Source organism: Micromonospora sp. KC606 (genome assembly GCF_004348675.1).
GTDB lineage: Bacteria > Actinomycetota > Actinomycetes > Mycobacteriales > Micromonosporaceae > Micromonospora.
The window spans coordinates 1-11,217 of record NZ_SMKN01000185.1 but is presented as its reverse complement, the minus strand read 5'-3'; the positions used below and the strand labels follow the sequence as shown (position 1 = coordinate 11,217).

The following is an 11,217-nucleotide window of genomic DNA, read 5'->3' as shown; positions in this document are numbered from 1 at the left end:
CCGCCGGGGCGGTGGGCGGGCGGGGGTCCGACGTCCCGCCGACGGCCCCTTATCGTAGGGAAGCCCGCGGCGGAGTTCGGACCTGATCGTCGCGGACCAGTCGCTGCCGGAGGTCAACCATGCGGACCCGCCGCGATCAGGTGCAGGCATACCGCTTCGTCACCCGTCGCATCGTCTCGGGGATGCTCTCCGGCGACCCGGAGACCACCAACCTGCCGATGCGGCGGCTCGGCGTGGCCCTCCTCGGCAGCGTGCTCGCCGCCGCCATCGCGCTCGGCGGCGTCGGGGCGTACGGCCTGTTCACCGGCAACGCCGCCCCGTTGGAGGCGAACACGCTGGTGATCGAGCGGGAGACCGGGGCCACGTACGTCTTCGCCGACGGGGTGCTGCACCCGACCTTGAACTACGCCTCGGCGCGGCTCATCCTCAACGAGGCCGATCCGCCGGTGCGGACGATGTCCCGCGCGTCCATCGAGGACCGGGCACGTGGCCGTACCGTCGGCATCCTAGGCGCCCCGGACGCCCTGCCCGACCGCAGGTCGTTGGTGGGCCTGCCCTGGTCGGTCTGTGACGTGCCGGCTCCGGGCGACTCCCGCCGGGCGACCACCCGCCTGGTCATCGACCGGCCCCTCACCGGCGGGGCCCCGCTGGCCGACCAGGCGGTCCTGGTCCGGGGCGGCGGTCAGCGGTTTCTGCTCACCGGCGGGGCACGGCTGCAGATCGTCGGCGCGGAACCGGCGCTCGCGGCGCTCAAGATGACCAGTGCGACCACTCTCGACGTGGGCGCGCCCCTGCTCAACGCGGTGCCGGCTGGTCCGGCGCTGCGGCAGCTGGGGATCGCGGGCGACGGCACGCCGAGCGGGCGGACGGTCGGCGGGCGCGTCGCCCGGATCGGCGACGTGTTCCGGGCCGCCGGCGCGCACTACGTGCTGACCCGCGAGGGCCTGGTGTCGATCGGGGAGGTCAGCGCACTGCTGTTGCAGAGCGACGGCGGCCAGGTTACCGACATCACCCCGGACGAGGCTGGCCGGCTGCTGACCGACCGGCGGCTGGAGGCCGAGGGGACACCGCAGACGCTGCCCACGCTGCGGTCGGTGCGCCCCGGTCAGACGGTGCTCTGCGCGACCTACCGGCCGGGCCCGGCCGGCGGTGCGCCGACCACCAGCCTGGAGGTGTTCGACCGGGCGCCGGCGGAACTCGCCGACGGCGCCGGCGCTGCGGCGGTACCGCAGGGCCCTCGGGACGCCGTGGAGACCGCCGGGCAGGTGCTGTTGCCGGGCGGCAAGGGCGTGCTGGTGCAGGCCGCGCCGGGTGCGGGCGAGGGTACCGAGGCGGCGGCCGGCGCGACGGTCTACCTGATCACCCCACAGGGGATGCGGTACCCGCTCGGCCGCAGCTCCGGCGACGCGGTGACAGCCCTCGGATACGGCGGGGTGAAGCCGTTGGTGGTGCCGGCTGCGCTGCTCTCTCTGGTGCCCACCGGGCCGACCCTGGAACGGCGGGACGCGCTGGCCTACTTCGCCCCGGAGGGCCCGACGGGGAGCCCGGCGCCGCCGACACGGGACGAGGCGCCGGAGTCGCCGCCGCCGGGCGGTTGAGCACACCGGCCGGCCGTCGACGGGTCGCCCGGGATGGCGGCGGTCGACTAGCCTTGGGTGGCCGACGGTCTCGACTGCCGACGGCATCGACTATGGACAACGGGGATGCTGCCATGACCGGGCGCACGACAGTCGACGTACTGTCCTTGGAGGATTTCCACCAGCGGTTGGCAGACCGGCTGGCCCAGGCCGAGGCGGCCGTGCGGAAGCTGAACAGCGAGTTGCAGGGCCGTACGCCCGCCCTCGGCTCCTTCGCCGACGCCACCGGCAGCGCCCGCCGCTACACCGAGATCCAGGCCAGCTTCGCCGAGCGGGTGGCTCGGTTGCGACGCGCGGTGGAGGCATCCCGCGCCGCGACCCAGACCGTGATGACGAACTACCGCACCACCGAGGCGCGCAACACGGCGAACGCCGCCGACATCGCCGCCGCCCTGGACGGAGTGGACGAGGCGCTCACCGGGCAGGAGGACGACCGTGTCTGACTACGCGCAGCGCTACCAGCACGTGAGCCACCGCGAGCTCTACGACGGGGTGCACGCCGGCGACCCCAAGCAGGTGGAGGGCCTGGCCAGCCAGTGGAGTTCGCTGCGGGACACGCTCGACGGCCTGGCCCGGGATCTCGAACGCGACCTCGACAAGCTGGCCCCGGCCTGGACGGGCGAGGCGGCCCGCGAGTTCCACGACCGGCTGTCGCTGGTGGTGGGCTACTCCGCCGGGCTCGCCGAGGGCACTGCCGACGTCCGTGACGCGCTCAACCTGATGGCGGGCCAGCTGCGCACCGCCCAGCAGAAGGCGGAGAGCCCCGAGGAGACCGACGACCACGACAAGGCCGTCGAGGGCGCGACCAAGGGGCTGATCGCCGGCGTGCCCGGCATGATCATCGGTGGTTTTATGGGCCACCAGCAGGACAAGGCCGAGCAGGAGAAGGCTCACCAGCGCATGGTGCAGGTCGTCGCCGAGCTGGCGGCCGGCTACGAGGTCGCCTCCTACGGCCGCGTCGTCGACCCGCCGGCGCCGCCGCCGCGCCTGCCGGGCGACGCCGACCGCTCCGGCGAGCCGGCGCGGCGGGGTCCGTCGGTGGGCACTCCGGCGGCTGGGCCCGGCACGGGCACGTCCGGCGCCGGCGCCACGGCGGGCGGCCCGGCTGCCGGCCCGCGGACCGGTTCCGGTGGGGCCGGCGCCGGTACGCCCGGCGACCACCCGGCGGTGACCGTGCCCGGTGGTAGTCCGGGTGTGATCGACGCCGGCACCGGCACCTCGCTCGCCGGGGCCGGCCCGGCCACCGGCAGCGCTTCGCCGGCCGGCGGTCTGGCCGGGGCCGGCGGCACACTGCCGGGCGGGTCGGGCGCCGACGCCGGCCTCGGGTTCGGCCCGGCTGCCGGGATCATGGCCGGTGGGGTGCTCGGCACCGGCGCGTTGGCGTCCTCCGGCAGCCGGCCGGGCGCCGCGACGGCCGGGCGCGGGGGCGGCCCGGCCGTCATGGAGAACCGTTCCGCCGCGGGCACCGGCCGGCTGGCCTCCGGGCAGGTGGGCACGGCCGGCAACGGCGGCGGTCGGCCGGGGGCGGCGGGTTCCGCGCACCGGGCGGTCGCGCCGGGCGGTGCCGGGCGCGGCGGCGTGATCGGCGGTCGGGACGAGCACGGCGAGGACGCGACCGGCGAGCGGATGACCTGGCTCACCGAGGACGAGATGGTGTGGGGCGACGGCGGCAGCAGCGTGCCGCCGGTGCTCGGCGGCGACCGGTGACCGACTCGATGTGAGGTCGGCGGCGGTCCCCGACCGCTCTGGAAGGGCCGCCGTCGTCGATGCCGCTGGGCGAGGGCGGCGCGGTCCGTGATGGCCGCATCCCGTGCGGGAGCTGGCCGTCCACACCGTACGCCGTGGCCCGGGTCACCCCGGCCGGCGTTGCTTCCCCGCTGCGGGGGCGCCGAAGTGCCGCTAGGTTGGGACTGTGCCGACCGTAGCGAGCGCCCACCCGATCGGGGCGATGCTACGCGCGCTGCGCAACCTCGCCCGGCTGGCGGTGACCGCCCTGGTGCTCGCCGTCGGTGTCGGTGCCCTTCCCCCGCTGATCAGCCCGGCCGGCGCCGCTCCCGTGACCTCGGACGCCGCCGTGCCCGTGGCTCCCGGCGCCGCCGTGCCGGTGACTGCGGGCGCCTCGACCCCGAGCGTGATGTCCACCCGGGCGGCCGAGGCGTCGACCGGTGCCGTCGCCCGGCTGGCCGGCGGACAGGTCGCCGCTGTTCCCGCCGCCCGGCCGTTCCCGGCCCGGCGCGACGTCGCAGCCGCCGGGGGTCCGTCGACCCGCACGGTCCCCGCGGCGACGACGGATCCGGTCCGGGACGCCACCGGCCGGCGCGGTCCGCCCCGGAGCTGAGCGCCCCGGCGTCCGCCCGGATGCCGACCACCGCCGCCGTGCGGTCGTCCCTCGGGTACGCCGACGCGTCCTCCCCCGCCCGCCATCGGGTGTCCGCTCGTGAAGTCCACATCGTTCCCGCCGTGAGGTGCTGGTGATGCAGACCGTCTTCTCCTCCGTCCTGCCCGACGTCCCCGCCGCCGCCGTGATCTGGCTGGCGCTGCTCGTCGTCGTCGCCGTCGCCGTCGGGGCCCTGGTCGCCCGCCCCGGATGGCTGCGCTCCACCGTGGCCGGTCGAATCCGGCAGGCCGCCTTGCCCAGTCACCTCGAGCTGGCCGAGGAGGAGCGGGAACGCGCCCGGTACGCCGGGGAGGTCGCCGTGGCGGCCGAGCGCGCCGGGGCCACCGCCGCGCGGCGTCGCGCCGAGTGGCTGGCCGCTCAGGAGGAGGTCGAGGCGGCGTGGGGGACGTACGAGGCGGCCGAGGCGGACGTCCGCCGGCTGTCGGCCGCCACGGCGATGCCCCTGCCGCAGACCGAGCGCACGCCGTCCGAGTACGCCGACCGCGAGCGGTTCCTGCACCGGGCGGCACTGGACGCGTACTGGCGTAAGGAGATCTCCGTTGAGCAGCTGAGCGACGTGTTCGCGCACCGCAACGGGTGGGATCCTCGGCGGCACCCGGTGGAGCAGGAGCTGCTGCTACGCCGCGCGGCACGGGACAACCTGGCTGAGCGGCACCGGGCGGCTGTGGAGCGGGAGCGCGCGGCGTGGCGGGCGGCCGAGTTGGCCGTGGCGTCGGCCCGCAGCCTGCGCGACGAGGCGTTCGCCGCGCGGGACCGGCAGCCGGAGGAGGTCGAGTCGGTGGTGCCGGTGCCGGGATTCGTCCGCCCGGCGGCCGAGCAGTCCCGGGAGGCCCCGGCCCCGGCCGTGGCCCGCGGCCGGGCCGCCGTCGCCGCCTACTGACCGCCGGCTCCGGCGTCGTGTCCGATTGATCCGGCCGGCCCGCACCCGCGTACTTCCCGGACTCGACGGTACCGATGCGAGGTGTCGGGCCGGTTGTCCGTTTCCCCGGTCGGCACCCGTCCGGCGGAATCCCGACCGGCTCCGAACGGTTACACCCTGCGTACGACCGAGCACCGGCGGGTGACGGGCCGGAATGGTCCGGGTCCGCCGGTCGTTGCGGTTCCGAGCGACCGGGTACGAACCCGTCCGGTCGCCAGCGGGCCGGGTGCCCGCCGATTCCCTGATGATCCGAGCGCCACCGCGGTGCCTGCGTCCGTGTCCCCCGACCGGACGTCACACCCCCGAATGGAGCTTCGACATGAACACGACCTTTCGCAACAGCATGCTCTCCGTCGCCGGCCTGATCATGGCGGGTGGCGGCATCGCCGGCCCCGCCCTGGCGGCGCAGACGACGCCGGCGGAGAAGGCGGCCGCCGCTGTCGTGTCCGAGCAGGGCAGGGGCGCGCACCGCGCCGGGTACGAGTACCAGGCGCAGCCGAACTTCTACTACTGCGGCCCGGCGTCGACCCGGATCGCCCTGTCGGCTGATGGCAAGACGGTCAGCCAGGACGAACTGGCCGAGAAGCTCGGTACCACCGAGGCTGGTACCGACTCGGCCATCGACATCACCCGGGTGCTCAACGAGTACACCGGCGGCAGGTACAAGACCACCGAGATCAGCGACGACGTGGCCTCGAAGGAGCAGATCGAGCGGCTGCGAGCCGACGTCAAGGCCGCGGTGGACGCCGACAAGCCGGTCGTCGCCAACATCCTCGGTAGCGCCGTCGACGTGGACGGCAGGACGCACAGCTACCCCGGTCACTACCTGACGGTGGTGGAGTACAAGGACGACGGCGACACGGTCAAGATCGCCGACCCGGCGGCTCCGGACGCCCCGGAGTACTGGATGGACGTCGCCGAGCTGGCTGACTGGATCGCGGGTCGCGGTTACAGCGCCTGATCCGGACGCGCCGATGAGGGCCGGTCTCCCCGAGCGGGAGGCCGGCCCTTCGGCGTCCGCCCCCGGGCCCGGCCGGTGGCGGGCCGACGCGCGCCGCCCTCCGTCACGGCCCGGGCCGGCGCCCGCCTGGCGGTGGGCCCGCCGGCGATCTCGGCGGGCCCGGGAGAGGACGAGCGGGTCATCAGCCGCTGCTCGACGTCGGGACGGCGCGGCCGGGCGGCCAGCTCCCCGCCCCGAGCCGCGCCGCGAGTCCGCCGGTTGGCCTCGTCGGCGTCGTACCCGGTCGCGCGCAGCAGGTCACTCGCCGCGGTACGCAGCTGGATGCACACCACGTCCCCGAAAGCCCGGATGTCCCCTACCGCCGCCCGGCCGGCCTGCTCGGCGGCGTTCAGCGCGGCCCGCCGGGTGCGCTCCGGGACCCGGCCGGCCCGGCATTCCCGGCGCAGTTCCTCGATCGCGTCGGCGAGCTCGGTCAACGCGCTGCAGAGGGCGTCGGGAACGGGTTCGTCGTCCTGCAGGGTGGTGGCAGCCCGCCGGGCGATGGTGCGGCAGTTTCCGAGCACCCGGCCCAGGTGTTTGGCTCCTCGGGCATAGTCGGCGAAGTCCTCGCGGCGGCGCCAGCGGGCGGGAGCGATGGTCATTACCTCCTCGGCGCCCCTGAGCGCGTCCCGCAGGCGTTGCAGATCGTCGTCCATCCCGCGCAGCGTGTTCAGCGCCCGGGCCGCCCTGGCCTCGTCCCGTTGCGACAACGCCGCCGCGACCTCCCGCACCTGCCGGGACAGCAGCTCGAAGACCGGTGCCGCCGCCCGGTCCAGCATCCGCATCGGGTTGATCGGAATAAGCAGGGCGACCACGACCAGCCCGATCACGCCGCCCACGGCCACGTCCACGATCCGGGGAGGTTCCAGGTTCCGCTCCGCCGAGGAGAGTGCGGCGATGAGGACGGCCGTACCGCCGACCTGGCTGACCACCGTCCCGCCCCGGTCGGCCAGGAACAGCGACAGCGCGATCGCGAACGCCACGATCGCCCCGGTCTGCCAGGCACCGGTACCGATCACATAGATCAGTGCGTCGCCGACCGCGATGCCGAGGCCGACTCCGACGAGCAGTTCGACGGCGCGGCGGGTGCGTTGGCCGACGGCCGCCGCGATCGTGCCGACCGCCGCGGCCGGCGCGAAGACAGGGTTCGGGTTGCCGAGCACGGCGAAGGCGAACCACCAGGCCAGGGCGGCGGCCACCCCGGCCTGCACGGCGATCAACAGGATGATCTCCCATTGGCGCAGCCGTACCGCCGTTGCGCGTTGGCTGGGGGAGCCGCTCCGCGCGGCGACCCGCCGAATCTCACGGCTCCATCGCTGCCACGAATCCGCGCTGGTCCGCCCATGCTGGTCGGCGCCCATGTCCGCGCGGTTACCCGGTCGGCGGTCGATGATGCCGGCCGCGCCGCCCTCGGCAAATCGGTCACCGCGTGATTCGTCGGCCCGGCAAAGGGTAGGAGGGCGGCAGAGCCGAACCGTCCGCATCCGGTAGGGGGCACCGCATGAGCCATCACGAGAGCACCGAACGGGACGTCGTCGACGTCCTGGTAGCCGACCACCGGGAGGTGGAGGCGATCTTCGTCGAGCTGGAGAGCCGGCAGGGCACCCCGCAGCGCCGCCGTCAGCTGGCCGATGTGGTCATCGCCGAACTGGTCCGTCACTCCGTCGCCGAGGAGGCGTACGTCTACCCGGCCGCCCGCAAGGCGCTGCCGGACGGCGACCGGGTCGCCGAGCACGAGATCTCCGAGCACGCCGAGGCCGAGCGGACCATGAAAAAGCTGGAGACGCTGGACCCGGCCGACGCCCGCTTCGACGAGCTGCTGGCCCACCTGACCAGCACGATCCGCCACCACGTGCAGGAAGAGGAGTCGGACCTCTTCCCGCGCCTGCGGGCCGCCCTGGCCCGGGAGGAGCTGGTCGAGCTGGCTGGCAAGGTGGAGGCGGCGAAGAAGGTGGCGCCGACCCGGCCGCATCCGGCCGCGCCGGACCACCCGCCGGCGAACAAGCTGCTCGCTCCCGGCGCCGGTCTGGTCGACCGGATGCGCGACGCGCTCAGCGGTCGGCCGACCTCGATGGCCAGGCTGCGCGAGAAGCAGCACTGATTTCGGGTACGGACGGCCACGCCCCTCCTCGCGCCGGGCGTGGCCGTCGTCGGTTCACGGCTCGGGCGCGATCCGGCCGCCCGCCACGTCGGACACGATGATCGCCTCCATGGGGCAGGACTCGGCGGCGTCGAGGACCGCGTCCGCCGGGTCGATCTGTTCGTTCACCGGGCGGGAGAGCCCGTCCACCAGCACGAAGTGAGTCGGTGCCGCGCCCGCGCAGATCCCCGACCCGATACACCGGGTGGGGTCGACGAACACCCGCCAGCCGCCCGGCTCCTCCTGGCTCACCGTCTGGGCCCTCCCTCCGCGTCCGTCGTCACCACTGCACCGGCATCGCGGTCAGGCCACGGACCAGCAGGCCGCGCTTCCAGGTCAGCTCGGACACCGGCACCGCCAGCCGCAGCTGTGGGGCACGTCGCAGCAGCGTCTCCACCACCACCTGGAGTTCCATCCGGGCGAGCTGGGCGCCGATGCAGTGGTGCACGCCATGCCCGAAGCCCAGGTGCGGGTTGACCTCCCGGGCCAGGTCGAGCCGATCGGGGTCGGTGAAGACGGTCTCGTCCCGGTTGGCCGAGTGCACCGAGACGACCACCGGCTCACCCGCCCGGACCAGCACCCCGCCCAGCTCGACGTCCTCCGTGGCGTAGCGGGGAAAGGCGGCGGTCGCGCCGAGCGGGATGAACCGCATCAGCTCCTCCACCGCCTTCGGCACCAGGTCCGGCTCGGCGCGCAGCCGCTCCCAGCCACCCTCCTCGGTCAGTAGGACGTACAGCATGTTGGGAATCTGGGTGACGGTGGTCTCGTGCCCGGCGGCGAGCAGACCGGCGGCGAGCTGGACGACCTCCTGCTCGGTGAGCCGCTCGGCGTTCTCGTCGCGGGCTCGGACCATCGCCCCGATCAGGTCGTCGGTCGGTGTCTCGCGCCGCTGCGCGATCAGCCCCGCCATGTAGCCGATCAGCTGGTCGATGTAGCTCTCGACCGTTTCCGGGCTCAGCGCGGTGGTGGAGACGACCGCCTCCGACCAGGTGTGGAAGCGGTCCTGGTCGGTGACGGGCACGCCGAGCAGGTCGCAGATGACCCGGATCGGCAGCGGGGTGGCCAGGTGGGCGACCAGGTCGGCGGGCGGTCCGGCGTCGATCATCCCGGCGACGAGTTCCTCGGCGACGGCCCTGGTACGCGGCCGTAGTTCCTCCACCCTCCGGGCGGTGAACGCCTTCGCCGCGAGCCGGCGCAGCCGGGTGTGTTCCGGCGGGTCCATCGCGAGGATGCCCTCGTCGGCCTGATAGGGGGTGTTGCGGGGCTGGTCACGGCCCACGGAGGCGGCCCGGCTGAACCGAGGATCGGCCAGCACGGTCCGCACGTCGGCGTACCGGGTGGCTAGCCAGGCAGGCTCGCCGAACGGCATCCGGATCCGGGTCAGCGGCTCCTCCCGGCGCAGCTGGCCGTACCGGGGATCGACGTCGAGCCGGTGCGGAGCGCTGAACGGGTAGGGCTGCGGAATCGTGGCCTGGGAAGTGTCGGTCACCGGGGGTGGCTCCCTCTCGTCGGCGGCCCGCCGCGCCGGCGGACCGGTCCGCTGTCACAGGACCTGACGTCGAGTCATGTCCCGACTGCGGATCGTAGCGAGAGTGGTCGATACTGACCACCCCGTCACGCCGGAACGCGACACAGCCGGGCCGTCGTGACGGCGGCCCGGCTGCGGCGAAGGACGAGGTCAGCGCCGACCCTGGTCACCCTCACCGGTACGCGCCTGCGCCATGTCGACGCCCTTGTCGATCTGCTCGTCGTACTTGCCGCCGGTACGCCGGTCGGCGTGGTCGCCGGCCTTGTCCACGCCCTGGTCGATTTGCTTGTCGTGTTTGTCGGCGAAGTCCTTGGCCTTGTCCATGAAGTCACTCACGGCGTCCTCCTCGTCTCGTCAACCCGCCTTCCCCGGGCCGGGTGGCGCAAACGCCGCGGCGCAACGGCCGGAAGCACACCCGCCCCGGCGGGTGTCGTTCCGGTGACCGTCGGGTATCGATCCGCCGAGACCGAGGAGGCCGACGTGGTCGAGGACGGTGACGGGCGTACGCCCGAGGTGACGGCGGCGGGGGCCCGGCCCGGCCCCCGGCATGCCTGGGCGGCGCTGCCCTGGCTGGTCCGCACCGCCGTGGTGTGGAACGCCTGCCTGGTGGTCGTGGTGGTGGGGCTGTACCTGTTGGGCAGGGTGGCCGTGCTGCTGGCGCCGTTGGCCGTCGCGCTGGCGGTGACGCTCTTCCTGACCGCGTTGCTGGACCCGGTGCTGCGCGGGTTGCGCCGGCTGCGGGTGCCGGCTGCGCCGGCCGCGCTGCTGTCGATCCTGCTGCTGCTCGGCATCCTGGTCGGGGTCGGCGCGCTGGTGTGGAACCGAACCGCCGCCCAGTTCGGCGAGTTGACCGAGCAGTTGGACGAGGGCCTGCAGCGCAGCCGGGACTTCGTCACCTCCACCCTGCCGGTCACCGAGGCGCAGCTCGACCGGCTGCTGAGGCAGGTGACGTCCGGCCTCGGCGGCGGCTTTGATCTGGTGGGTGGGGCGCGTACGGCCGCCGAGGTGGCCGGCTCCACCCTGCTCGCCCTGGTGCTGCTGTTCTTCCTGCTCAAGGACGGGCGCTCGATGTGGCACTGGGTGCTGCGCCGGCTGACCGGCCCGAACCGCGAGGTGGCCGCCGAAGCGGGCCGGGTGGGCTGGCGGACGCTCGGCGGGTACACCCGGGGCACGATGACCATCGCGGCGATCGACGCGATCGGGATCGGGATAGCCCTGGTGCTGCTCCGGGTGCCACTGGCGCTGCCGCTGGCCCTGATCACGTTCCTCGGCGGGTTCGTGCCGATCGTCGGAGCGACGGTCGCCGGGACGGTGGCCGTGCTGGTCGCGCTCGCCGCGAAGGGCCCCACCACCGCGGCGCTGGTCCTGGCGGCGGTGATCGCCGTGCAGCAGATCGAGGGCAACCTGCTGGAGCCGCTGGTCATGAAGCGGCAGGTGCGGCTGCACCCGGCGGTGATCCTGGTGGTGGTCACCGCCGGCACCCTGATCGCCGGGATCGCCGGCGCGTTCGTCTCGGTGCCGATCGCGGCGGTCGCCTACCAGGTGGTCGACACCGTCCAACGGCACCGCGAGCGACGCGCCGCCCAGGCCACGCC

General features: G+C 74.4%; 12 protein-coding genes. 8 read left to right on the top strand and 4 right to left on the bottom strand.

Annotated elements, in window-relative coordinates; genetic code table 11:
* The first annotated feature begins 119 nt into the window (after nt 1-119).
* The 6 genes from eccB (at nt 120) to E1193_RS25025 (ending at nt 5,915) form a co-directional block, all read left to right on the top strand.
* The gene (gene eccB / locus E1193_RS25050; protein WP_132185639.1) at nt 120-1,598 is read left to right on the top strand and encodes a type VII secretion protein EccB; all 1,479 of its coding nucleotides are present in this window, start codon (nt 120-122) and stop codon (nt 1,596-1,598) included.
* A gap of 113 nt (nt 1,599-1,711) precedes the next feature.
* On the top strand, nt 1,712-2,080 hold the full coding sequence (locus E1193_RS25045; protein ID WP_132185638.1) for a hypothetical protein: 369 nt from the start codon (nt 1,712-1,714) through the stop codon (nt 2,078-2,080).
* A complete protein-coding gene (locus E1193_RS25040; RefSeq protein WP_132185637.1) occupies nt 2,073-3,344 on the top strand; it encodes a WXG100 family type VII secretion target in 1,272 nt (423 codons plus the stop codon). The genes E1193_RS25045 and E1193_RS25040 overlap by 8 nt, the downstream gene beginning before the upstream one ends.
* 205 nt (nt 3,345-3,549) lie before the next feature.
* Nucleotides 3,550-3,975 carry a hypothetical protein gene (locus E1193_RS25035; RefSeq protein ID WP_132185636.1) on the top strand — a complete coding sequence of 142 codons (426 nt, stop codon included), beginning with the start codon at nt 3,550-3,552 and terminating at the stop codon, nt 3,973-3,975.
* 136 nt (nt 3,976-4,111) lie between these two features.
* Nucleotides 4,112-4,915, top strand: a complete 804-nt coding sequence (locus E1193_RS25030; RefSeq protein WP_132185635.1) for a hypothetical protein — start codon at nt 4,112-4,114, stop codon at nt 4,913-4,915.
* 358 nt (nt 4,916-5,273) lie between these two features.
* On the top strand, nt 5,274-5,915 hold the full coding sequence (locus tag E1193_RS25025) for a C39 family peptidase (protein ID WP_132185634.1): 642 nt from the start codon (nt 5,274-5,276) through the stop codon (nt 5,913-5,915).
* Here the strand turns inward: E1193_RS25025 and E1193_RS25020 are convergent.
* Nucleotides 5,903-7,315, bottom strand: coding sequence for an FUSC family protein (locus E1193_RS25020; RefSeq protein ID WP_207922853.1), 1,413 nt, complete (start codon nt 7,313-7,315; stop codon nt 5,903-5,905). The genes E1193_RS25025 and E1193_RS25020 overlap by 13 nt on opposite strands.
* A 140-nt stretch (nt 7,316-7,455) precedes the next feature.
* Between E1193_RS25020 and E1193_RS25015 the strand changes: the two genes are divergently transcribed.
* The gene (locus E1193_RS25015; protein ID WP_132185633.1) at nt 7,456-8,055 is read left to right on the top strand and encodes a hemerythrin domain-containing protein; all 600 of its coding nucleotides are present in this window, start codon (nt 7,456-7,458) and stop codon (nt 8,053-8,055) included.
* Between the two features lie 54 nt (nt 8,056-8,109).
* Here the strand turns inward: E1193_RS25015 and E1193_RS25010 are convergent, their stop codons facing one another.
* The 3 genes from E1193_RS25010 to E1193_RS25000 all read right to left on the bottom strand — a co-directional run bounded on the left by E1193_RS25010 (nt 8,110) and on the right by E1193_RS25000 (nt 9,958).
* On the bottom strand, nt 8,110-8,346 hold the full coding sequence (locus E1193_RS25010; protein WP_132185632.1) for a ferredoxin: 237 nt from the start codon (nt 8,344-8,346) through the stop codon (nt 8,110-8,112).
* Nucleotides 8,347-8,374: 28 nt separating this feature from the next.
* Nucleotides 8,375-9,583 carry a cytochrome P450 gene (locus E1193_RS25005; RefSeq protein WP_132185631.1) on the bottom strand — a complete coding sequence of 403 codons (1,209 nt, stop codon included), beginning with the start codon at nt 9,581-9,583 and terminating at the stop codon, nt 8,375-8,377.
* A gap of 189 nt (nt 9,584-9,772) precedes the next feature.
* Nucleotides 9,773-9,958, bottom strand: a complete 186-nt coding sequence (locus E1193_RS25000; RefSeq protein ID WP_132185630.1) for an antitoxin — start codon at nt 9,956-9,958, stop codon at nt 9,773-9,775.
* A gap of 102 nt (nt 9,959-10,060) precedes the next feature.
* On the opposite strand from E1193_RS25000, the gene E1193_RS24995 reads away from it, so the two are divergent.
* Nucleotides 10,061-11,217: AI-2E family transporter (locus tag E1193_RS24995; RefSeq protein WP_243707877.1), on the top strand; the 1,157-nt coding region annotated here is incomplete at its 3' end.